The organism is Pseudomonas nunensis, from assembly GCF_024296925.1.
GTDB classification, from domain to species: Bacteria; Pseudomonadota; Gammaproteobacteria; order Pseudomonadales; family Pseudomonadaceae; genus Aquipseudomonas; species Aquipseudomonas nunensis.
This window is the reverse complement of record NZ_CP101125.1, coordinates 3,648,614-3,671,371: the sequence shown is the minus strand read 5'-3', so window position 1 is coordinate 3,671,371 and position 22,758 is coordinate 3,648,614. Positions and strand designations below refer to the sequence as shown.

At 61.3% G+C, this 22,758-nt stretch carries 23 protein-coding genes; 11 read left to right on the top strand and 12 right to left on the bottom strand.

Features of this window, described 5'->3' with window-relative positions; all coding sequences use genetic code 11:
* The first annotated feature begins 115 nt into the window (after positions 1-115).
* On the top strand, positions 116-1,585 hold the full coding sequence (locus NK667_RS15805) for an ATP-binding protein (RefSeq protein ID WP_054615385.1): 1,470 nt from the start codon (positions 116-118) through the stop codon (positions 1,583-1,585).
* Here the strand turns inward: NK667_RS15805 and NK667_RS15800 are convergent.
* Complete coding sequence (locus tag NK667_RS15800) at positions 1,550-4,387, bottom strand: ATP-binding protein (RefSeq protein WP_054615384.1); 2,838 nt, start codon at positions 4,385-4,387, stop codon at positions 1,550-1,552. The genes NK667_RS15805 and NK667_RS15800 overlap by 36 nt on opposite strands.
* 318 nt (positions 4,388-4,705) lie before the next feature.
* Between NK667_RS15800 and NK667_RS15795 the strand changes: the two genes are divergently transcribed.
* Together NK667_RS15795 and NK667_RS15790 are read left to right on the top strand one after the other, a co-directional pair.
* Entirely contained in the window at positions 4,706-5,281 is a 576-nt protein-coding gene (locus tag NK667_RS15795; protein WP_054048933.1) for a flavodoxin family protein, read from the top strand.
* 28 nt (positions 5,282-5,309) lie between these two features.
* Positions 5,310-6,134, top strand: a complete 825-nt coding sequence (locus NK667_RS15790; protein ID WP_054615383.1) for an alpha/beta fold hydrolase — start codon at positions 5,310-5,312, stop codon at positions 6,132-6,134.
* Between the two features lie 141 nt (positions 6,135-6,275).
* On the opposite strand, the gene NK667_RS15785 is transcribed toward NK667_RS15790, so the two are convergent.
* Positions 6,276-6,725, bottom strand: coding sequence for a helix-turn-helix domain-containing protein (locus tag NK667_RS15785; RefSeq protein WP_054048929.1), 450 nt, complete (start codon positions 6,723-6,725; stop codon positions 6,276-6,278).
* A 276-nt stretch (positions 6,726-7,001) separates the two neighbouring features.
* On the opposite strand from NK667_RS15785, the gene NK667_RS15780 reads away from it, so the two are divergent.
* The 6 genes from NK667_RS15780 (at position 7,002) to NK667_RS15750 (ending at position 12,840) form a co-directional block, all read left to right on the top strand.
* Positions 7,002-7,985, top strand: coding sequence for an MBL fold metallo-hydrolase (locus tag NK667_RS15780; protein WP_054615382.1), 984 nt, complete (start codon positions 7,002-7,004; stop codon positions 7,983-7,985).
* A gap of 224 nt (positions 7,986-8,209) precedes the next feature.
* Positions 8,210-9,133: a LysR family transcriptional regulator gene (locus NK667_RS15775; protein WP_054615381.1), complete on the top strand. Its 924-nt coding sequence runs from the start codon at positions 8,210-8,212 to the stop codon at positions 9,131-9,133.
* Positions 9,134-9,463: 330 nt separating this feature from the next.
* The gene (locus tag NK667_RS15765) at positions 9,464-10,798 is read left to right on the top strand and encodes an acetamidase/formamidase family protein (RefSeq protein WP_054615380.1); all 1,335 of its coding nucleotides are present in this window, start codon (positions 9,464-9,466) and stop codon (positions 10,796-10,798) included.
* Positions 10,799-10,980: 182 nt separating this feature from the next.
* Entirely contained in the window at positions 10,981-11,187 is a 207-nt protein-coding gene (locus NK667_RS15760; protein ID WP_054615379.1) for an HvfA family oxazolone/thioamide-modified RiPP metallophore, read from the top strand.
* 62 nt (positions 11,188-11,249) lie between these two features.
* Entirely contained in the window at positions 11,250-12,089 is an 840-nt protein-coding gene (locus NK667_RS15755; RefSeq protein ID WP_054615378.1) for an HvfB family MNIO-type RiPP peptide maturase, read from the top strand.
* Complete coding sequence (locus NK667_RS15750; protein ID WP_054615377.1) at positions 12,082-12,840, top strand: HvfC family RiPP maturation protein; 759 nt, start codon at positions 12,082-12,084, stop codon at positions 12,838-12,840. Before NK667_RS15755 ends, NK667_RS15750 begins: the two co-directional genes overlap by 8 nt.
* A gap of 129 nt (positions 12,841-12,969) precedes the next feature.
* Here NK667_RS15750 and NK667_RS15745 read toward each other — a convergent pair whose 3' ends face one another.
* Complete coding sequence (locus NK667_RS15745; protein WP_201783201.1) at positions 12,970-13,857, bottom strand: pirin family protein; 888 nt, start codon at positions 13,855-13,857, stop codon at positions 12,970-12,972.
* Positions 13,858-13,964: 107 nt separating this feature from the next.
* On the opposite strand from NK667_RS15745, the gene NK667_RS15740 reads away from it, so the two are divergent.
* Complete coding sequence (locus NK667_RS15740; RefSeq protein WP_054616283.1) at positions 13,965-14,864, top strand: LysR family transcriptional regulator; 900 nt, start codon at positions 13,965-13,967, stop codon at positions 14,862-14,864.
* Here the strand turns inward: NK667_RS15740 and NK667_RS15735 are convergent.
* From NK667_RS15735 to NK667_RS15720, 4 genes are all read right to left on the bottom strand, one after another.
* Entirely contained in the window at positions 14,834-15,175 is a 342-nt protein-coding gene (locus NK667_RS15735; protein WP_054615375.1) for a DUF7693 family protein, read from the bottom strand. The genes NK667_RS15740 and NK667_RS15735 overlap by 31 nt on opposite strands.
* Positions 15,172-15,630, bottom strand: a complete 459-nt coding sequence (locus NK667_RS15730) for a MarR family winged helix-turn-helix transcriptional regulator (RefSeq protein ID WP_054048912.1) — start codon at positions 15,628-15,630, stop codon at positions 15,172-15,174. Before NK667_RS15730 ends, NK667_RS15735 begins: the two co-directional genes overlap by 4 nt.
* 149 nt (positions 15,631-15,779) lie before the next feature.
* Complete coding sequence (locus NK667_RS15725) at positions 15,780-16,232, bottom strand: Ohr family peroxiredoxin (protein ID WP_054048909.1); 453 nt, start codon at positions 16,230-16,232, stop codon at positions 15,780-15,782.
* Positions 16,233-16,335: 103 nt separating this feature from the next.
* On the bottom strand, positions 16,336-16,788 hold the full coding sequence (locus tag NK667_RS15720) for an Ohr family peroxiredoxin (RefSeq protein ID WP_054048907.1): 453 nt from the start codon (positions 16,786-16,788) through the stop codon (positions 16,336-16,338).
* Between the two features lie 220 nt (positions 16,789-17,008).
* On the opposite strand from NK667_RS15720, the gene NK667_RS15715 reads away from it, so the two are divergent.
* A complete protein-coding gene (locus NK667_RS15715; protein WP_054048905.1) occupies positions 17,009-17,389 on the top strand; it encodes a RidA family protein in 381 nt (126 codons plus the stop codon).
* Positions 17,390-17,437: 48 nt separating this feature from the next.
* On the opposite strand, the gene NK667_RS15710 is transcribed toward NK667_RS15715, so the two are convergent.
* The 5 genes from NK667_RS15710 to msrA all read right to left on the bottom strand — a co-directional run bounded on the left by NK667_RS15710 (position 17,438) and on the right by msrA (position 22,658).
* A complete protein-coding gene (locus NK667_RS15710; RefSeq protein WP_054615374.1) occupies positions 17,438-18,871 on the bottom strand; it encodes an N-acyl-D-amino-acid deacylase family protein in 1,434 nt (477 codons plus the stop codon).
* A 25-nt stretch (positions 18,872-18,896) separates the two neighbouring features.
* Complete coding sequence (locus tag NK667_RS15705) at positions 18,897-19,670, bottom strand: ABC transporter substrate-binding protein (RefSeq protein ID WP_054615373.1); 774 nt, start codon at positions 19,668-19,670, stop codon at positions 18,897-18,899.
* A gap of 326 nt (positions 19,671-19,996) precedes the next feature.
* Positions 19,997-21,178: a PAS domain-containing sensor histidine kinase gene (locus NK667_RS15700; protein ID WP_054615372.1), complete on the bottom strand. Its 1,182-nt coding sequence runs from the start codon at positions 21,176-21,178 to the stop codon at positions 19,997-19,999.
* Positions 21,168-21,983, bottom strand: coding sequence for an alpha/beta fold hydrolase (locus NK667_RS15695; RefSeq protein WP_054615371.1), 816 nt, complete (start codon positions 21,981-21,983; stop codon positions 21,168-21,170). Before NK667_RS15695 ends, NK667_RS15700 begins: the two co-directional genes overlap by 11 nt.
* A gap of 168 nt (positions 21,984-22,151) precedes the next feature.
* Positions 22,152-22,658, bottom strand: coding sequence for a peptide-methionine (S)-S-oxide reductase MsrA (msrA, locus tag NK667_RS15690; RefSeq protein WP_054048897.1), 507 nt, complete (start codon positions 22,656-22,658; stop codon positions 22,152-22,154).
* Positions 22,659-22,758 lie beyond the last annotated feature (100 nt).

Sequence of the window (22,758 nt, the reverse complement as noted above, 5' to 3'; positions counted from 1 at the left end):
GATGCCTGCCAAGATAGCTGTGAATGTTTTGCAATGGAGGTGCGGGGACCTGGATAGACGGCGCAACGGATGTTTCAAACCTTGAGCCCGGCCAGGTTTCAGCGCGTGAACGTGCATGAACAGCCTCAGAGATTTAACCAGCGATGCGGTGCTGCGGTTCGGCCCCTACGCGTTTCACCCCAGCCAACGCCTGATCCTTGAAGGTGATCGGCCGCTGCGCATGGGGGGCCGGGCGCTGGATATTTTGCAGGTGCTGCTTGAGCGCGCCGGCGATGTGGTCAGCAAGGACGAATTGATCGCCCGGGTCTGGCCGACGTCGGTGGTCGAAGAGATCAACCTGCGCGTGCACATCGCCGCCCTGCGTCGGGCACTCGGCGATGGCCAGAACGGCGCGCGCTATATCGTCAATATCCCACAGCGCGGCTACAGCTTTATCGCCCCGGTGCAGCGCACGCTGGAAGCGACGCCGGTGTTCATCGACAGCGTGCACGCGCCCCAGCACAACCTGCCTGCGCGACTCACGCCGGTCATCGGTCGCGACTCAATCGTTGGCAGCATCGTGCGCCAGTTGCCGGTTCGGCGATTCATGACCCTGACCGGCCCGGCCGGCATCGGCAAGACCACCGTAGCGTTGCGCGTGGCCGAATTGCTGCTGCAGCACTACCGCGACGGCGTCTGGTTGATTGACCTGGCGAGCCTCGACGATCCGGCGCAAGTGGCCGATTACCTGACCAACAGCCTGCCATTCGACACGGGTCTGACCTCTCGGCATGCCTTGTTGGTGCTCGACAATTGCGAGCACCTGCTCAAACGCTGCCGCACCCTGGTGGACGACTTATTGGCCATGGCACCACGTTTGTCGATCCTGGCCACCAGTCGCGAACCGCTGCTGGCCCGGGACGAAAGCGTTCTGCGGTTGCCTCCCCTGGCGGTGCCGCCGGCCTCGGCGTTGTACAGCGTCGCCGAAACCATGAGCTACTCGGCGGTGCAACTGTTCGTCAGCCGCGCCCGCGCACGCCAGCAAGGTTTCACCCTGCGCGAACAAGACCTCAACGCCGTGCGCGACATCTGCCGCAGGGTCGACGGTCTGCCCCTGGCCATCGAATTGGCGGCGGCGCAGATCGATGCATTGGCGCTGGTGGGGCTGCAAGCGCAACTGGACAACTGCTTACAGCTGCTGACCCAGGGCCGTCGCACCGCCGTGCCGCGCCATCAAACCCTGAAAGCCGCGCTGGATTGGAGCTACGAACGCTTGAGCCCGCTGGAGCAAATGGTCTTGCAGCATTTGGCGGTGTTCAAAATGGGTTTCACTCTCGATGCGGCGATTGGCGTGATCAGTAGCGCCGTGCTGCCGCCCATGCACCTGTTGGCCATCGTGGAACGCCTGGTGCGCAAATCGCTGCTGTCGGTCGAACAGGCCAACGTCACGCCCCGTTATCGCTTCCTCAACACCACGCGCACCTATGCCTTGGAGAAACTCGAAAACAGCGGCCACCTGCGTGCACTCGAACGCAGTCATGCGCAGTACACCAGCAGGGCACGCTGGTTCTCAGGCGTGCCATTGGCCGCTGAGTTCGTCGAGTAAACGCCGGACTTTCGTCAGGTCCGGCGTGGCGAAGCCCTCAGTGAATCGCCCGTAAATCGGCGCCAGCAACTCATAAGCTCGCTGAAAATGTCCCTGACCCTGCCAAAGCCGCGCCAGTGAAGTCGCACTGCGCAACTCCCAGGCCAACGCCCCTTGCTCACGCGCCACCCCCAGCGCTTTAAGCAACACCGCTTCCCCCCTGTGGGAGCGAGCTTGCTCGCGATGGCGTCCTTCCAAACAACCCACTCCTGATAAATTCTCCTCAGCCAACAAAGCCTCCCCCCTAGCCCGAAAAATCTCCGCCGCACTCCAACCCGCCGCACCACTTTCAGCGCGCTCCAACAACCCCTCATCCACAAAACTGCCGTCCAGCGTCACCATAATCTCTTTCACCAGCCCGACACTCGGCTGCGCAGGTCCCTCGACACCATCAATCACCCGCGCGTATTGCCGCGCCCAGTTGTAGAACAGCAGCACCGAATGCTTTTGCGCTTGCTCCAACAACAGTCGTACCAGATCGCGGGCGGTGGTGAGGTCGCCGTTGTACTGGGCGATCAGGCAACCGGACAGCGCCAGGGTGTAGCAGATGGACGTGCCGTGGTTGATCTGGATCGCGATGTCCAACGCCTGGCGCGCAGTACGCCAAGCCTGTTCCGGAAGGCCTTGCAGCCAGAGGATCCGCGCCAGAATCGTCAATGACGCGACGCTCTGGTCGTACTGCACGCCGAAGCCGTGGGTGAAGCGGTTGAGGTGCCCACTCTGGGCCATGCGCTGGATGACCTGCTCGGCATCCACCCGCGCCTGGTGCTGATTCCCGCAAAAGTGCAGGGCCAGGACGCGCAAGCGATGAGCGCTCAGCGCCAGCACCGCGTCGCCGTGCAGGCCCAATCGGTCGAATTGCCGGGTTTGCTCCAGGGCCATTTGATAGTTGCCGCTACAGAGATTGACCGCCATGTGCCCGGACACCGCGCGCAACTGACCGGCGACATCCTCGCAGTGTTCGGCGAGGGTTCGGGCGCTGACAAACGCGTCGACGGTTTCAGCGCTGCCACCCTGGGCGTGGTAGCAGGAACTGCCGAGGGCCAGCTTGAGGGCCATGGTCAGGCGAGGGCAGGGCGCGGGGCTGGCCGCCAGCAACGCCAGGGCCCGGCGTACATAGAGCCCGTGCTCCTTGAGCAGTGACAGCTCCTGCCACAGCGGTGTCGAGCTGGCGGTCAAGCGAATCGCCAGGTCCTGCGGGCCGTTGGCGTTCAAACCCCATTCGAGGGCGACGCGAATGTCCTCCAGACCTCGGGCGTATCGCTCGATCCACAGGTGCGTGGGGGTTTGTTCCCAATCGTTCTGGGCCTGGTGCATCAAGGCCAGGCAGCGCTCGGCATGCCGTTGGCGGGTGCCCGACAGTTCGCCCGCCAGATGCAGTTTTTCCAGGGCATAGCTGCGAGTGGTGTCCAGCAGCCGATAGAACACCTCGTCGTCACCGACTTCCACGTTCAGTAAAGATTTGGCCACCAGTTGCGTGATCGAGGCGAACACCTCGCCGGGCTCGATGGATGTGCCGACGATCACCGCCGCTGCCGATTCCAGGGTGAAACTGTCGCGGAATATCCCCAATCGACGCAGGCAGGTTTGCTCGCAGGCACTGAGCAGCTCAAAGCTCCAGTCGAGTGTCGCGCGCAGGGTTTGATGGCGGCCCAAGGTGGTTTGGCTGCCTTGGGTCAGCAGGCGAAAACTGCCTTGCAGTTGCGTGTGTAATCCACTGATGCCGAGGTCGGCGACTTGCGCCGCCGCCAGTTCGATGGCCAGCGGAATACCGTCCAGGCGCTGGCAGATATCAATCGCCAGCGGCAACTCTGCATCACTCAGTTCGAAACTGTCGTGGCTGGCCATCGCGCGCTCGACGAACAATTGCAGCGCGGAAAAACTCAGGGCCTGGGCGCGGTCGAGCACGGCAATGGGCGGAGGGCAGTCGAGGGATTCCAGGCGTTGCACGTATTCGCCTTCGGCCCGCAGGCTCTCGCGGCTGGTGGCCAGGATATGCACCTGTGGCGCACCGCGCAGGATGCTTTCACACAGCAGCGCGATCGCGTCGAGCAAGTGTTCGCAATTGTCGATCACCAGCAGCATTTGCCGTTCGCGCAGGAACGCCGCCAAGCCGCTCGTCGGCTCGCCGTCGTGCAGGGCCAGGTCCAGCAGCGTCGTCAGGTGCGCGGTAATCATCCCCGGGTCGTTGATCGGCGCCAGGTCCAACAGGCGAATGCCGTCGCGGTAGTGTCCGATCAACTGCTCGGCCACCCGCAAGGCCACGGTGGTCTTGCCGATGCCGCCGGGCCCGACCAGGGTGATGAAACGTTGGCGGGCGAGTTGCGTCACCACGCTGTCGACCAAATGCTGGCGCCCGATCATGCGTGTGCGACGCACCGGCAAGTTATGCCGACGCGGTTCGGGCACCCCATTGTCAGGATGTGGCCCGGCGGCCTCCAGGGAAAACGGCGCGACAAAACTGTAGCCGCGCTGCGCCACGGTGACGATGAAACGCTGGCCGGCCTGACCGTCGCCGAGCGCCTTGCGCAGTGCCGCCATGTGCACCCGCAAATTGATGTCTTCGACGACGCTTTTCGGCCAAACCCCGGCGATCAATTGCTGCTTGCTGACCACATTCCCGGCGTGCTCCAGCAGGATCAACAGAATGTCCATGGCGCGCCGGCCCAGGCGCAAAGGCTGGTCGCCTTCGAGGATCAGACGTTGTCCGGGATAGATCCGGTAAGGGCCGAAAAGTACGGCCTGTTCGGGGGAAAGGGTCAACGGGTCACTCCTGCTTGCATCCGTCTAGATCGCGGTTTCCGAGCATATTCCTAAGGATTGTCGATCAACGCAATGACGGCTCGACTGACTGCCAGGTGTTCACTGCGACTGTCGCGTTCGCAGTGGGGGTCGCTGCTGTGTATTTATTGCGCTCGAGTGTGACAAAAAGCACGGCGGGGCGCTGGGCGCGGTTTTGAAAATTAACAACGTTTAACTCGTCGAGACTCTGGTCTACGCCCAAAACTCTGGAGCTTCAAGTCCAACGAAGACCGGTGTCTTCGCGCTGCAAAGGAATGGACACCTCTGGAGGATGCCGGAATGAGCGATGTGGTGGTGGTCTATCACAGTGGATACGGGCACACCCGAGTCATGGCCGAAGCCGTGGCGCTGGGCGTGGAACGACACTTGGGCAGCACCTGTCGGCTGATTGCGGTGGAAGACGTCGAGACCCAGTGGGAGTACCTGCACCGGGCCGACGCGATCATCTTCGGCGCACCGACTTACATGGGCAGCGCCTCGGCAGCCTTCAAAGGATTTATGGAAGCCACGGCGGCGTTCTACCTCGCCCAACCGTGGCGCGACAAACTCGCCGCCGGGTTCACCAACTCCGGCTGCCTGTGCGGCGACAAACTCAACACCTTGCTGCAAATGGCCGTGTTCGCGGCCCAGCATTCGATGATCTGGGTCGGCCTCGACGTGTTACCGGCACGCAGCGGCACCGGCCTGTTCGATGGGCAACTCAATCGCCTCGGCAGCTCCCTCGGGGCCATGGCCCAGTCGAATGTCGAGCAATCCCCCGACGATGCGCCGCCGCCCGAGGACCGTTGCACCGCCGCGCTTCTGGGCGAGCGGGTCGCGCGTCTGGCCGAACGTCTGCATCACACCCCGATTTGAAACATCCCCCCAAAAAGGAGCACGCCACATGAGCACATTCACCACCCGCGACGGCACCGAGATTTACTACAAGGACTGGGGCACTGGTCAGCCGATCGTCTTCAGCCACGGCTGGCCGCTGAACGCCGACAGCTGGGAATCGCAGATGATTTTCCTTGCCTCCAAGGGCTATCGGGTCATCGCCCACGACCGTCGCGGTCATGGCCGCTCCAGCCAGCCATGGTCGGGCAACGACATGGACACCTACGCCGACGACCTCGCGCAATTGATCGAGTTACTGGACCTGAAAGACGCGGTGCTGTTCGGCTTCTCCACCGGTGGCGGCGAAGTGGCGCGTTACATCGGTCGCCACGGCACCGCTCGCGTTGCCAAGGCCGGACTGATTTCCTCGGTGCCGCCGCTGATGCTCAAGACCGAAGCCAATCCGGGTGGCTTGCCTCTGGAAGTGTTTGACGGGATTCGTCAGGCTTCGCTGGTGGACCGTTCGCAACTCTACAAAGACCTCGCCGCCGGCCCGTTCTTTGGCTTCAACAAACCCGATGCCAAGCCTTCGCAAGGCATGATCGACTGGTTCTGGCTGCAAGGCATGACCTCGGGCCACAAGAACGCCTATGACTGCATCAAGGCTTTCTCGGAAACCGACTTCACCGAAGACCTGAAGAAATTCGACGTGCCGACGCTGGTGGTGCATGGCGATGCGGATCAGGTGGTGCCGATTGAAGCGGCGGGGATTGCTTCGGCACGGTTGGTCAAGGGCTCGACGTTGAAGGTCTATCCGGGCGCGCCGCATGGCCTGACGGATACGCATAAGGATCAGCTCAACGAAGATCTGTTGGCATTCCTCAAGGCCTGATCAGGATCGAAAAAACCTGTGGGAGCGGGCTTGCTCGCGAAGGCGGTGTGTCATTCAACATTGATGTTGGCTGACACGACGCCTTCGCGAGCAAGTCGAATCGTCGCACCGCCGCTCCCACAGGGACTGTGTTCACAGGAGTTAAGGGTGTGCGCACAACCCTGAAGGCTGCGATCTTTTGCTGCTGAATGGCACTGCACGCACAACCCTGCACCGCCACGCAAACGGGGTAATCCCTTCGCTGCGGGTGAAGATGTGGCAGAAATGCGCCTGATCGCAGAATCCGCATTCCAGACTAATCTGCGTCAGGGTCAGGTCGGTATCGCGGATCAATTGCTTGGCTTTGGCGATGCGCTGGCAGCGAATCCAGTCCTGCGGTGACAACCCGGTGCTGCACTTGAATGCTCGGGAAAAATGACTGCGCGACAGGGCGCAGGCCCGGGCCAGTTCGGTCACTTCCAGGGTGTCGCTCAGGCCTTCGAGAATCAGTTGCTTGACCAAGGCTTCGCGCCAGGGGGCAAGGCCGCCGGTGGTGGTTTTATGGGCCGGCGTGGCGGACGCCCTGACGGCGTAGTGCTGAACATGGGCCATGACAAATATCCGTGTCGGTGGGAATGCGCGGGCGCACTGCACGGTGGGTCAGCACCTTCCCTTTTGAAGAAAACAGGTCTGCGCAGAAGGCTTCATTCTTGGGCGCGAGGGTCTGGCAGGCGAGTTAAACGTTGTTAATTCCGCGCTCGGTCCGGGCGAAGAAACCGCGCTAACTCAGCACATCGCTGCAATCGGGCAGGGGCCGGACGGTGCAACATGGGATACGCATGGCGGTCCTTGGCGGGCCGCTTTCCTCTGGACATCAAAGGTGAACGCATGAAGCATTCTCTGGTTTGCACACTGGGCCTCGCGGTTGCGCTGGCCTCCGGTATTTCCCTCGCGGCGGCGCCGTCGCAGGTCGGCACCCAAGTGCCTGGTTACTACCGATTGGCGGTGGGTGATTACGAAGTCACCGCGTTGTTTGACGGTTACAACGACTTGTCGCCGAAACTGCTCAAGGGTCTGACTCAAAGCCAGATTCGCGCGCTATTGGCCCGTCGTTCGATTGAAACCCCGGGTGTGCAAACCGCGTTCAACGCCTTCTTGATCAACACCGGCAAGCAACTGATCCTGGTGGACACCGGGGCAGGGCAGTGCATCGGCGCCACCGCCGGCATGCTCTCGGACAACATGAAAGCGGCGGGTTATTCGCCGGAACAGGTCGACACCATCCTGCTGACTCACTTGCACCTCGACCACGTCTGTGGTCTGGTCGACGCCGAGCAAAAACCGGTGTTCGCCAACGCCACGGTCTACGCCGCCAAGGCCGAAGCCGCTTATTGGCTTGACCCGCAAGCCCTCGCCAAAGCGCCCGAAGGCGCCAAGCCGTACTTCAAAATCGCCCAGGACTCCACCGCGCCTTATGTCGCGGCGGGTCGCTTCAAAACCTTCGACGCCGGCCAGTCGCCGGTGCCGGGTGTCGAGGCCACATTGGAAGCCGGGCACACGCCGGGTAGCACCACGTACCGTTTCACCTCCCAAGGGCAGAGCATTCTGTTTATGGGCGATCTGGTGCATAACTTGGCGGTGCAGTTCTTGCACCCTGAGGTGTCGATCGGTTTTGACGTCAACGGCCAGCAAGCGATCAAGAGCCGCAACCAGGTCTTCACCGATGCCGCGACCAGCAAGACCTGGGTCACCGCCGCGCACTTGCCGTTCCCGGGCATCGGCCACATCGCCGCCGAGGGCAAGCATTTCCAATGGGTGCCTGTGGAGTACGGTCCTTACAAACGAGCGGCGAAAGTGCCGTTGATCGAGTAAAGTCCCCAGCACTGAGCTCAATGTCAGGGCAAACACAAACCCTGTGGCGAGGGAGCTTGCTTGTGGCGAGGGGGCTTGCCCCCGCTGGGCTGAGAAGCGGCCCCAAAAGAGGGACTGCTGCGCAGCCCGACGGGGGCAAGCCCCCTCGCCACAGGCAAGCCCTCTAGCCACAAGGTTTGGCGCTGACGACTTAGCCTTGGTGTAAACACAAAGGAACCATGCTGATGAACCGTAACGATCTGCGCCGCGTCGACATGAACCTGCTGGTGATTTTCGAAGCCCTGATGTTCGAAAAGAACCTGACCCGGGTCGCTGAAAAACTCTTCATGGGCCAACCGGCGGTGAGTGCGGCGCTGGGGCGTTTGCGCGATCTGTTCGACGATCCGTTGCTGCTGCGCAACGGTCGCGGCATGGAGCCGACGGCGCGGGCGCTGGCGATTCTCAAGGAACTGCAACCGGCGATGGACGTGATCTCTGGTGCGGTCAGCCGCGCCAAGGAATTCGAACCGCAGAGCAGTTGTGATGTGTTTCGCATCGGCCTGTCGGACGACGCCGAGTTCGGCTTGTTTCCGCCGCTGCTGAGTCAGCTGCGCGAAGAGGCGCCGGGGATCATCGTCGTCGTGCGTCGGGCCAATTACCTGCTGATGCCAGCGTTACTGGCGTCCGGGGAAATTTCCGTCGGTGTCAGCTACACCACTGATTTGCCGGCCAATGCCAAGCGCAAGAAACTGCGGGATATTCCCTGCAAAGTGCTGCGCGGTGACAAACGCCCCGGTCCGCTGACCCTGGATGAGTACTGCGAACGCCCGCATGCGATGGTGTCGTTCTCCGGGGATTTGAGCGGCAATATCGATCTCGATTTGGCCAAGATCGGTCGCAGTCGGCGAGTGGTGTTGGGCGTGCCGCAATTCAGCGGTTTGCGCGCCTTGTTGGCCGGCACCGAAATGATCGCCACCGTGCCGGATTACGCCGCGTGTGCCCTGGTCGAAGGCTGTGCCCTGCGCGCTGAAGACCCACCGTTCCCCATCGAAGCCGCACAGTTGTCGATGGCCTGGAGCGGGGTGCATGACAACGATCCGGCGGAGAAATGGCTGCGTTCGCGCATCAGCCAATTCATGTCCGAACCGCTCAACATCCCAACCCCGTAACCCCAGACAAACACCCGTCAACCTGTGGGAGCGGGCTTGCTCGCGAAAGCGGTGTGTCATTCAACATTGATGTTGGCTGACACACCGCTTTCGCGAGCAAGCCCGCTCCCACAAGGGGTGAGCCGCGTTTTCCCGCCTGTATCCCACTGTATAAAACGCGCCTCTCGATACAGTTCCCCTCAACACCAGCCCCTGCCGAACACAGACCAGATACAAACCTGCGATGAACTGTGAAGGCCAACGGCTGCCCCGCAAACGGGTTCGCCCATGGCATCCCAGGGTCGCCACACAATCGGCGGCCGTTCGCTCCTGACTGTGAAGGGACCTTCCATGACAACGCTCCTGCCTCAATCCGATCTGCAACCGGCACCGCTGGATCGGCTGCGCGTCGACCATTACACCAACGGTATTATCGGCCCGAGCCAACCGATGCTCGGCCCGTTGGCCGACGGCGGCACCCTGATCACCGGCACGCCGCCGGGCTGTTGGGGACCGATGATTACGCCGGCCTTCCAGGGCGGCCATGAAGTCACGCAACCGGTGGCGATTGCCGGCGCCGAGATCGGCGATGCGGTGGCGATCAAGATCAAAAGCATGCGCGTCACGTCCCTGGCCACCTCGTCCGGGGTGATGAGCTTCGTGGAAGGGCGTTATCACGGCGATCCCTTCGTCTCTAAATTCTGCGGCAAGTGCGGCACCGAACACCCGGCCAGCCATGTCGAAGGCATCGGCGATGACGCGATTCGCTGCAACAACTGCGGCGCCGAGGTCAGCGCGTTTCGCTTCAGCCATGGCTATGTGATCGTGTTCGATGCGCAGCATCAGGTCAGCCTGACCGTCAATCAGGACATCGCCAATCAACTGGCCGGCAATGCCTCCGAAATGGCGGCGTTGCCGGAGTTCGCCGCCCAGCATTCGATCCTGTCCCTGGCCCGCGCCGACATGCCCGGCGTCGCGGCGCACATGCGTCCGTTCCTTGGCAACATCGGCACCACGCCGTCCCGGGACCTGCCGGATTCGCACAATTGCGCCGATTTCGGCCAGTACCTGATCGATGCGCCGCACCGCTACGGCATGACCCGCGAAGAACTGCACGCGGCCAAGACCGACGGCCACATGGACACCAATTCGATCCGCGAAGGCTGTGTGCTGATCTGCCCGGTCAAAGTGCCGGGCGCCGGGGTGTACATGGGTGACATGCACGCCCAGCAGGGCAACGGCGAGATCGCCGGGCATGCCACCGATTGCTCCGGGGAAACTGAAGTGCAGGTGCACGTGATCAAACACCTGCGTTTAGAGGGACCGATCCTGCTGCAAAACCTCGACGATTTGCCGCCCATGGCCCGCCCGATGAATGCCGCGCAGCAGCAAAAAGTCCGTGAACTCGGCGCCCGTTGGGGCCAGCACGAGATCGAACAGAGCGGCCCGATCACGTTTATCGGCAGCGGCGAGAACCTCAACCTGGCGGTGGAGAACGGTTTGCAACGCGCCGCTGCGGTGACCGGGTTGCCTTATGACGAAGTGCTCAACCGCGCCACCATCACCGGTTCGATCGACATCAGCCGTTTGCCGGGCACCGTGCGCGTGACCTTCCTGTGCCCGATGCCAGTGCTGGATCGCATCGGCATCGGCCATCTGGTGCGGGAAAAGTACGACTTGCCGTAACGCCAATCGGCGGGTTTGTACCGAACTGTGTACAGGCCCGCCGACGATACATCCGCTGGCATTTTCCAGCCAAACCGCACACAGACCCGATACATCCCTTCGTTTAAATGGACTCACCGGCCAGCACCGAACCCTCGGTGCTGGAGACCGGTTCACCGTTATCCATTGCAGGAGTCTCACCCATGTTCAATTTCACTAAAGTTTCGTCCCTGGCAATCGGTCTGGCCCTGGTGGGCGGCCTGGGTCTGTCCACCGCCGCCTCCGCGATGAGCATGACCGACCTGGCGTCGGGTTACAGCCAGGCCCAGGCTTCTGCTGATGCTGCGAAAGAGACCGCTGAAGGCAAGTGTGGCGAAGGCAAGTGCGGCAGCGCCGCCGAAGCATCCTGAGACCGCTTGGTGGGGGCACCCCAGGTGCTCCCGCTCATTTGAACCCGGACGAGATCGATAGCATGCAAACCTCCATTCCATCCACGAAAGCCAGCGTCGGCCTGGGCCTGCGTCGCGGTTTGATGAAAGATCTCCAGGCCACGCCGGTGGGCAGTTTCGACTTCCTGGAAGTCGCCCCGGAAAACTGGATCGGCATCGGCGGTGCCCATGGCGCAGCGTTGCGAGCCTTGGCCGAACGCTATCCGTTGTCCTGCCACGGCTTGTCTTTGTCGTTGGGCGGATCGGCGCCGCTGGATGTCGGTTTTTTGCAGGAAGTGCGGGTTTTCCTCGATCACTACAACGTGCCGCTGTACAGCGAGCACCTGAGTTACTGCAGCGATGACGGTCATCTGTATGACCTGCTGCCGCTGCCGTTCACCGAAGAAGCGGTGCATCACGTCGCCGCGCGAATTCGTCAGTCCCAGGACATTCTCGGTCGGCGCCTGGCGGTGGAAAACGTCTCTTATTACGCCGCGCCTCGACAAGACATGGACGAACTGACCTTCACCAATGCCGTGCTGCGGGAAGCCGATTGCGACCTGTTGCTGGACGTCAACAACGTGTACGTGAACTCGATCAATCACGGTTTTGATCCGCAGGTTTTCCTGTCCGGGATCGATGCCGGGCGTGTGGTGGCGATGCACGTGGCAGGGCATTTCGATGAGTCCGAAACGTTGAAGATCGACACCCACGGCGCCTCGGTAAAACCGGTGGTGTGGAAGCTGCTGGCCGAGGCTTACGCACGGTTCGGCGCGCAACCGACGCTGCTGGAACGCGACTTCAATTTCCCGGCGTTTTCAGAACTGCTGGCCGAATTGCAGACCATTCGCCGCTTGCAAGGCGCGGAGGTGAAGCGTGGATAAATCATCGTTGCATCAACAACAGGATGCCCTGACTCGCTACCTGCGCGACCCCGAGCACTGCGCGCCGCCGGCTGGGATGGACGCTGCACGGGTGCAGGTTTATCGCGATCTGGTGTTCAACAATCTGTCGCTGTTGCTCAGCGGCACGTTTCCGGTGCTGGTGAAGATTCTTGGGGATGAGGATTGGCGTTTGTTGATGCGGATCTTCCTGCGGGACTACCGCGCCCACACGCCAAAGTTTGGCGAGATCGCAAAGGAGTTTGTCGAGTTTCTCGCGGGTGAGCCGCAAGGCTTGAGCGAAACAACCTGGCCGCCGTTCATGGTCGAGCTGGCGCATTACGAGTGGGTCGAGATGGCGTTGCAACAGTCGGATGACGGGCCGTTACCGGCGAGTGATGCCGGGTTGCTGTTGGAGCGTCCGTTGCAGCTTTCGCCATTGGCCTGGCCGTTGGCGTATGGATGGCCGGTGCAATTGGTGGGGCCGGATTATCAACCGGAAACCGTGCCGGATCAGCCGACGTTGCTGCTGGTTCGACGTACGGCGGATTGGAGTGTGAAGTTCTCTGAATTGAGCCCGTTGGCGTGGCGTCTGTTGCAGCGGATTGGCGAGTTTCCCGAGCTGGACGGGCGTGCGCAGCTGCAAGGGCTGGCGGAGGAGGCGGGGGCTGCCGGGTCTCAGGAGTTCATGGACAACGGCTTGGCGTTATTGCAGCAGATGCATGCGCAAGGCGTGATCGGCGTCGTGGCCTGAACGCAATTCTCCCTGTGGGAACCCTAACCTTGTAGGAGCGAGGCTTGCCCGCGAAGGCGTCCTTTCAGTCGATATCAATGTTGAATGAAAGGACGCCTTCGCGGGCAAGCCTCGCTCCTACAAAGGTGGTTATTTGTAGATTGGGGTCGAACGTGTTCCAGGCTCCGGTGATGATTGCGCCCTGAGCCTTTCGCCCAACCGCTGGATATTGGCTTCCCCGGTGTTCAACGCTTGCACGCTGGTGTGCACGGAATAGCTGCCCATTTTCAGCTCATGAGGATGAGGCACCGCCGAACCGAGCACGAACACCGCGTCACCCTGATCGCCCGCCTCAAGCGTCAACGCACCGTTGCCAGGCTCGAAAGCCACCAGTTCGCCCTCCAGGATTGGCTCCGGCGAGTGCAGCGTGCCACGGCTGACGCTCAACCACAGCACCTCATGGCCTGCGGGTGGCTGGTATTCCCAGCGCTGGCCGGCAGCCAGGGTCACCAATAGATAGGTGATCCCCGAAGGCGCGCGCACCGGGCTGCGCACATCTTGATACTCGCCGAGAATGACCCGGGCCGGACCTGCGTGAGGCATCGCATCGGCCTCCAGGTATTGGCTGTCGACGGGCGCTAGTTCAAGTGCGGCGGGCAGTGCGATCCACAATTGAAATCCCTGAACCCGCGACGAGGTGCCGGCCGACAACTCCTTGCCGTGCCACACACCCGCGCCAGCGCGCATCCATTCGACGCCGCCGTAGCCGATCAGACCGGTGCCGGAATCCGGGTCGTCGAATCGCAAGTTGCCTTCGGTGATAACGGTAATGGTGGCGATCCCGGAATGAGGATGCAGCGGCATGCTGCCAAACAACCGCAGATCGGTTTCGAACAGGTCCAGGAACACGAACGGCTTGAGCAACTGCCCGAAGTCTGAAGGGCTCATGAGTCGCACGATTGGGCCGTGGCCATGACCGCGAGTGCTGTGGCTGATGCGACGGGTGTTATCGGGCAGGCGAGCGCTGAGCGAATTCATCTTCATGTCTCGGACTTCGAAAAAGAGAAGCCAAGGGTATCCAGCGTGTAATACGTTGATAAGTCGCTATGATTGGCTTGAACCCGTCCATTTTTGGAAGTAATGCCGTGCTGGATCTGAATGAAGTGGCGATGTTTGTCCAGGTGGTGCAGGCCGGCAGTTTTGCCGGGGCGGCGCGACGGCTGGGAATGCCGGCCAATACCTTGAGTCGGCGCGTGGGCCAATTGGAACAGCATTTGGGGGTGCGGTTGTTGCAGCGCTCCACGCGCAAACTGGTGCTGACCGACGCGGGCCGTTCCTTGCACGATCGCAGCGCGGCCCAGGTCAATGAGTTGATCGACGCGGCGCGTCATTTGGCCGGGGACAGCCAGGAACCGAGCGGCGCGGTGCGGGTAGCCGCACCGGCGGATTTTTTCGACGTGTACCCGATGGAGCGGATCGCCGAATTTCTCCAGCAGTACCCCGGCGTGCAGCTGGATTTTCTCCTCAGCGATGGCCGGGACGATTTGATCGACAAGGGCATCGACGTCGCGTTCAGAGGCGGTGATTTACCGGATTCGAGTCTGGTGGCACGCAGGATCAACACAGTGTTTCAGGTGTTGGCGGCCAGCCCGGATTACCTGCAAACCCATGGCATCCCGCAGACGGTAGAAGAACTGTCGACCCACGAATGCATTCGCCCGGTGAGGCCCGCCGCGAGTACCGTGTGGAACCTCGACGGGCCACAGGGCACCGTCAGTGTCGAAGTCTCGGGGCGTTTTTGCGCCAACGCCGCGCAAGCACAATTGAAGGCGGCGCTGGCGGGGCTCGGTATCTGCCTGCTACCGCTGCCGTTCTTGCGCGAGAGCCTGCAAACCGGACGCTTGATTCAGATACTGCCGGACAACGGACGTTTCAAGAATGGCCTGAACATCGTGTACCCGAGTCGTCGGCAGGTGCCGCTGGCGGTCAGCCGATTTGTCGAGCAAATCATCCGTCACCTGGAGTCGGACGCGTCATCCACCTGACCGGGTTCGGTGCTCAGCAGCCGCTCGATCTGCGCCAATTCCCAAGTGCTGAGCAAACTCACCGGGTCGGTGCCGTAGCGTTGCCAACTGTCGAAAACACCCTCGCGGCCGTCCGGGCTCTGACAACTTTGGCAGTGACGCAGGCGTTGACCGTCAAGGTCGAGGGTCAGGTGCCAGCCCTCGATATCGATCTTCATCTGCTCGGACGTGCCGGGTGGATAGAGGCGCTGCAAAGGACGAACGCCCAGGGCGGCGTCGCGCAATAACTGGCAGACCTCGCGGGCGGTCAGGGCAGGGTGGTGTGCGTTCATTCCCCGTCTTTCGTCGACTTGATGACATTGCTACGCAACCGCACGATGGCTTTCTGCAGTTGGGTGAACTCGTCCTGGGTCAGGCCCGTGGTATCGGCGCCCAATTGCGGTTGGTCCTTGCGTAGATCACGACCGGCCTGGGTCAGGTTGATCCGCACCTGGCGCTCGTCTTCGGGATCGCGTTGGCGCTGGACATAGCCCATGGCTTCGAGTTTTTTCAGGATGGGGGTGAGGGTGTTCGATTCCAGAAACAGCTTTTCACCGAGGCTGCCCACGGTCTGATTATCTGCCTCCCACAGCGCAACAATGGTGATGTATTGCGTGTAGGTCAGCCCGACCCGTTCGAGCACCGGTTTGTAGGCTTTGCCGAAGGCCAGGTTGGTGGAATAGACCGCGAAACACAGGAAGTCGGAGAGCTTCAGGTCGGCGGGATTGAATTTGTCGGTGGGTTCCATGGGCATCCTCTTTGGCCAGTTTTATGGCTTGAATGCGTGAAATATACATCGTGTGCGATGGTGTCGGAAATGCTCAAAATTAGCGCGGCCTTCGATGGTGGGCGGTCGGTTCGACGCGCAGGGCAGCGCCGAACCGGCCACACGGGGTGTTACGCCGTGAGAACGTTCAGAGCCACGTCGATATTGCCTCGCGTTGCTTTCGAGTACGGGCAGATCTGGTCGGCAGTGTGCGCGAGGGTCGTCGCCACATCATGCGCCAGGCCTGGTACCCGCAACGTCAGACGCGCCTGGAGGAAATAGGCCGGACCGGTCTGGCCCAAGTCGACTTCGATATCCACGGAGAAATCCGACGGCAACACTACGTTCATCTCACCGGCCACCAAACCAACAGCAGCGGTGTAGCAGGCCGACCACGCGCCGGCGAACAGTTGCTCGGCGGCCGGGTGTGGTTGGGTGCCCGCGAACACGTGAGCTGGCTTCGCATTGCCGGGCGACGAGAGCTGGATATCTACGCTGCCGTTATGCCCACGGGAGGTGGTGCCAGTGCTGCTGATCGTGGTGTGGGTTTTGCCGGTGGCCAATACTTTTTCAATCTTGCTCATGATGGATTCTCAATGTTTTTAGCGATGTTCGCATGCGAGTGTATCGCATGCGATATATATGTTGCTTTTAGAAGGTGAGGTGTTATCAATTCTGCTCAGGGCGTTACGCCGTGAGAACGTTCAGGGCCACGTCGATGTTGCCTTTGATCGCTTTCGAGTACGGGCAGATGCTGTCGGCGGCGTGTACCAGTGCGTTGGCGGTGTCTTCCGACAGACCTGGAACGCGCAGGGTCAAGCGAGCCTGAAGAAAGTAAGCCTGACCGGTCTGGCCCAGATCGACTTCGATGTCGACTGCGTGATCGGCTGGCAGCTCAACGTTCAATTGCTTGGCGGCGAGGCCGACAGCGGCGATGAAGCAGGCAGACCAGGCGCCGGAGAACAGTTGCTCGGCGGTCGGATGTGGCTGGATGGCGGTGAACACGTGGGCCGGTTGGGTGCTGCCAGGCGAAGAGAGCTGGATATCGACGCTGCCGTTATGGCCACGGGAAGTGGTGCCAGCGCTGCTCAGGGTGGTGTGGGTTTTGCCGCTGGCCAGGACTTTTTCGATCTTGCTCATGGGATGAATCCTCAAAAATTGCATTAGGTTTGGGTTTGTTATCGTATACGCTTATATCGCATCCGATGGAATAATATTCCTCCAGATGCAGAGACATGTCAACAGGGAATTTAGGGGCTAGCCGACGAGTGGCTTCGCGCGGTATTTCGAAGGCATCGCTCGAACAGTCTGGCGATGGGGCTGTAAACTCATCGCCCGATACATCTTCAAGAGATCCTCAATGGCAAACCAAGACATCACCTTCATCCCCGACCCAGATGCGGACTCCATTTCCTCCGACGTCGCCGGTTTCGGTGGCCTGCTGGTTTCCACGCAGATCCCCACGCGTGCCGATGGCAGCCTGGAGCTGGGCGGGATTGTCGAGCAGAGTGAGTGCACCTTGCAGGCGCTGAAAGTCGCGCTGGAAGGCGCCGGCAGTTCCATGGATCGGGTCTTGCACCTGACCATCTACCTCACCGACATGGCCGATCGCGCCGCGTTCAACGAGGTTTACCAGCGCTTCTTCGCCAAGCCGTGGCCAGTACGCGCCGCAGTGGGCGTGGCCGCGTTGGCGGTGGAAGGCATGCGTGTGGAAGTCACCGCGATGGCGGCGAAGGGCTGAGTCTGCGGACTGATCTGGCGGCCGTGCATTGCGCGCGGCCGCTACGCCCTAGCGGCGAATGAACTGCCCGCTGCGCGCCTCGGTGCTGCTTCCCTGGCTAAAAGACAGTTCACCGTTGACCCACACCGCGTCGATGCCTTGGGGTTGCAGCGTCGGCTCGTCGAAGGTGGCGCAGTCACGGATAGCGGCGGCGTCGAACAACACCAAGTCGGCATGCGCCCCAACGCACAGTTGACCACGATCGCGCAGCCCGAAACGCTCGGCTGGCAGCCCGGTCATCTTGCGTACGGCTTCTTCAAGCGTAAACAACGCCTGATCGCGGCTGTAATGGCCGAGCACCCGAGGAAAAGTGCCCCATAACCGAGGGTGCGGACGCGGGTCGTTCGGCAAACCATCCGAGCCAATCATGGTCTGTGGATGCGCCAGGATGCGCTGCACATCACGCTCCTCCATCTCGTGATAAATCGCACCGCCCGGTTCCAGCCGTTGCGCGGCCTCAACTTGGGGCAGGTTCCAGATCCCGGCTATTTCCTCGAGGGTTTTGCCGGCCATTTCCGGGTGCGGTGTAGACCAGGTGATCTGGATCTTGAAACCGTCATCAACGATGGCCGGGTCAATCGTGGTCGAACTCGCCGCATAGGGATAGCAATCACAGCCCACCGGATGCTGCTGCCGAGCCGTGTCGAGCCGGCCCAGAATCGCCGTGCTGCGCCCCCAGTTCTGCCGCCCGGCGCACTTGAGGTGAGAGATGATCACCGGCACCCCGGCGTCTCGACCGATGTCGATGGCCTCGTCAATGGCTTCGATAATCGCGTCATCTTCGGAGCGGATGTGGCTCACGTAAATCCCGCCGACCGCCTGCAAAGTCGCCGCCAGATAATCAATTTCCACTGTCGGTGCTTGCAGCGCATTACGGTAGGCCAGCCCGGTGCTCAGGCCCAGCGCACCTTGATCCAGAGCCGCCTGCAAATCATCGCGCATGCCCTCCAGCTCGCGGGGAGTGGCGGGGCGGTCGAAGCGTTGCATGTGGTTGGCGCGTAACGCGGTGTGCCCCACCAGCGCCGCGACATTCACCGCCGGCCGGACCGCTTCGATGGCCGTCGCGTAATCGGCAAAACTCGGGTATTTGAACTCCGCGGCGCCACCGAGCAGGTTCATCGGGTCCGGTGGCTCACCACGCAGACGCACCCCGGCCGCGCTGATGCCGCAGTTGCCGACGATCACCGTGGTCACGCCCTGGCAGATTTTCGGCAGCATCGCCGGCTGGTTGAGCAGTGCCAGGTCATCGTGAGTGTGCACGTCGATGAAGCCGGGGCTGAGGATCTTGCCACCCGCGTCAATCACGTTCAGCGCCTCCAGCCCGGACAAATCGCCGATGGCATGGATGCGCCCGTCCACCACCGCGAGATCGCCGATAAATGGAGCGGCCCCCGTGCCGTCGATGAGGGTGGCATTGCGGATCAGCGTTTGAATGACTGTCATGCAAGGGACTCCCGCGCGGCAGGTTTCAGTTGCCGTAAATGTCGTAGGTAAAGTACTTCTGCTGGACCTGCAAGTAAGTCCCGTCGGCACGCAGGGCCTGGATCGCCGCATTGAAACGCTGGGCCAGTTCGGTGTTGTCCTTGGCCACCGCAATACCGGCGCCTTCACCGAAGTATTCCTTGCTGCGCAGCTCCGGTCCGACAAAAGCGAAACCCTTGCCGCGCGGGGTTTTCAAGAAGCCTTCTTCCAGCGGCGCGGCATTGGCGATGGTGCCGTCGAGGCGGTCAGACACCAGGTCCAGGTAGATTTCCGACTGCGAGCCGTATCGAACCACTTCCACTCCCAGCGGTTGCAGCTTGTCGGTCGCGAAACGATCCTGGGTTGCGCCGCGCTGCACGCCGATGCGCTTGCCCTTGAGTGAACTGAAACTGTCATCGACTTGCGCGCCTTCTTTCATCACCAGACGGGCCGGGGTCGCGTAGTACTTGTCGGTGAAGGTCACCGAGCGTTTGCGTTCGTCGGTGATCAGCATCGAGGAAATCGCCGCATCGATTTTGTGCACTTTCAAGGAGGGGATCAGGCCATCGAACTCCTGCTCGACCCACACGCATTGGGTCTGCATTTTTGCGCACAGGGCATTGCCGATGTCGTAGTCGAAGCCACCAATTTTGCCGTCAGGCGTCTTGAACGCGAACGGCGGATAAGCCGCTTCGATGCCGATCCGCAACGGCTTGTCCGCCGCTTGGGCACCCAAGGTGCACGCTGCCAATGCGAGTCCCAGCCATAGTGCTTTGTTCACGGTGTCTCTCCTGTTTCCGGGGCAGGCCGCAGACCATCGACGGACGGGCCCCTTGTTGATTGATTGAGGTGGACGGGCAGATAGACGACTGAAGACAACCTTGGCGTGGCCCATGAAAACGTGCTTTCTGTTATTTTTTTCCACAATAGACAGTTAAGTCTATAAGTGTCAATCGCAGCGTTGGCTGGGGCGATAGGAGGGGTGGTTGCACATGGATTGAGGGCGCGCCCGGTGCTTTAAGGCGCAGGTGTCCTGGAGCAACGCCAAGGAGGGGTTGCAGATTCGAACTGATGGCGTTGACGAGTTTGATCAGGCGGGGAGCGCGTTCAATGCTGAGTGTCGACTACCGGAAAACGCACGCTGAATGTCGTGCCAATGCCGGTTTTTGAAACCACCGAAACATCGCCGCCATGCGCCCTGGCGATTTCCCGGACAATGAACAAACCAAGCCCGACGCTACGCACGTCACTGTCGGTTTCCGTGCCCCGGGTCATGGGTTCGAACAGCACCGCCAGCAACGCGTCCGGGATCACCGTTCCGTGGTTATGCACCGCAATAACGGCGTGATCATCGACCCATTCCGACGTCACGGTAATCGGCTGCTGCAAATCACCATAAGCCACGCTGTTGGCGACCAGGTTGCCGATAATCTGTTGCGCCCGGTCAGCATCCAGGTACGCGTTGCCCGAACCGATGGACTGATGCAGCAGCGTCGCTTGCGGGAAGGCGACGCGCAGTTCATCAATGCTATGGCTGATAAACCGGTGCAGATCCAGCCAGTCAGGTGAGATCGCAATGCCGCGTCCGACTCGGGCCAGGGCGAAGTCCAGCAGGTCGGCGATCATCCGTTCCGCACGGTCCGCCGACTGACTGATGTGGCCGAGCATTTTGCTTTCTTTGGGCGTGCGCTCAGCTCGGGCGAGGATCTCGGAGGCCATCTTGATGGCGGTCAGCGGGTTTTTCAGGTCGTGGCTGACGATGGCGACCATTTGCTCGGCGAACGTGGCGCGGCGCAGGGATTTTTCGTAGGCGTCGTTCAGTTCGATCTGGGCACGTTGCAGGGCGGTTTCAGCCGCAGTTTTTTCACGCACCAGGTCTTCGGCGATTTTCCGGGCGTTGAGCAGTTCGCGCTCGTACTTGTCGCGATCGGTGGTGCCGAACAGCGCCAGTTCATAATAGGCACCGCCAGCGTGTTCGCGGCGGACACCGTTGAGCAGCATGGTCACGGTGCGTTTTTCCTGATGGATCAGATCGAGTTTTACCTCGGCCACCGAGCCCTGCATCTGCATCAGCGGCGCCCAGTGGGTTTGATGGAAAATCCGTCCGCCCATGGTCAGCAGATCCTGGAAACGCCGACCGATCAACGCTTGGGCGTCGAAGCCGATCCAGAGGCTGAACGTCTGATTGCTGCGCAGGATCGTGCCATCTTCTTTCGTCACCACCAATCCGCAGGGGGCTTGTTCGAACAGTGCCTGCGCGTCGGGCAGCGACGGTTGCTCAGTCGACATTGGCGCCCATCCACGGCGACAGGAACTGGTCCATCGCTTCGGAACAGGCACTCGGCGCGCTCATGTGCGGGCAATGGCCGACGTTGGCCACCAGGCTGAGCGTGCTGTTGGGCAGGACGGCGTGCAGGTATTCACCGACGGCGACTGGGGCGATCAGGTCGTCGGTGGATTGCAGGATCAGGGTCGGGGTGGTCAGCCCGGCAATGTCCTGGCGGTTGTCGGACAGGAACGTCACCCGCGCAAATTGCTTGGCGATCTCGGGTTCGGTGCGGCAGAAACTGTTGGTCAGCTCTTCGCCCAGCGCCGGTTGCCCGGGTGCGCCCATGATGACCGGGGCCATGGTGCTGGACCAGCCGAGGTAATTGCTGTCGAGGGTATCGAGCAGCGAATGGATGTCCTCGAGTTTGAAACCGCCGACGTAGTCGTCGACATCGATGTAGCAGGGCGAAGGGCCGATCATCACATGCGCGGCGATTTTGCCGGGGGACAGTCGATCAGCCAGGGCGCCGATCATGCCGCTGACGGAGTGGCCGACGACAATCACCGGGCCGCTGGCGTATTGATCGATGATCTCGTTCAGGTCCCGGGCGTACCCGGCCAGCGAGTTGTATTTTTCCCGATCATACGCATCGAGGTCCGACTGGCCCGCACCGACCAGGTCATACAGCACGACCTTGAAACGACCGGTGAAGTGGTCGACGAGATAACGCCACATGGTCTGGTCGCAACCGAAGCCGTGGGAAAAGACCAGTGTCGACGGACCTTCACCCAGCACTTTCACGTTGTTGCGGTGTTGAAGATCCATGCGTGCTTTCTCTATCTGGCCAAAGGCATTTTTGGCGTCTTTGGCAGTGTAGATAGTCAAAGGTATCCGGTCACGCGTTAAAGCCGCATGCCGTTTTGATAAAGCAGTCGGGTGAGGTGGCAACGGGTGTAACAGAAGCGACTCATTCGAGTCGCCTCTGTTGGGTGATTACGCTCGTCGCGGCAGTTTCCAGTTGGGGCGGATGAAGTGGCAGGTGTAGCCGTCGGGCAGGCGTTCGAGGTAGTCCTGGTGTTCCGGTTCGGCTTCCCAGAACGGGCCGGCCGGGGTGATTTCGGTGACGACTTTGCCAGGCCACAGGCCGGAAGCCTCGACGTCGGCGATGGTGTCTTCGGCGACCCGTTTCTGCTCATCACTGAGGTAGAAGAGGGCGGAGCGGTAGCTGGCGCCGATATCGTTACCCTGGCGATTCTGGGTAGTCGGGTCATGGATCTGGAAGAAAAACTCGAGAATCTGGCGGTAGCTGATCTGCTCCGGGTCGAACACGATCTCGATCGCTTCGGCGTGATTACCGTGGTTGCGATACGTCGCGTTCGGCACATCGCCGCCCGAATACCCGACCCGCGTGGACACCACGCCGGGATAGCGTCGCAGCAAATCCTGCATGCCCCAGAAGCAACCACCGGCCAGGATGGCGGTTTCGGTTTGCGTCGTCATGGATAGTCATTCCCCTTGGTGAAGTGGCCCGTTTACTGGTTACCGATCGGGCTGTTGAACTGGTCGGAGTAACTGCCGTCCATGAGCGAGGATGCCACGC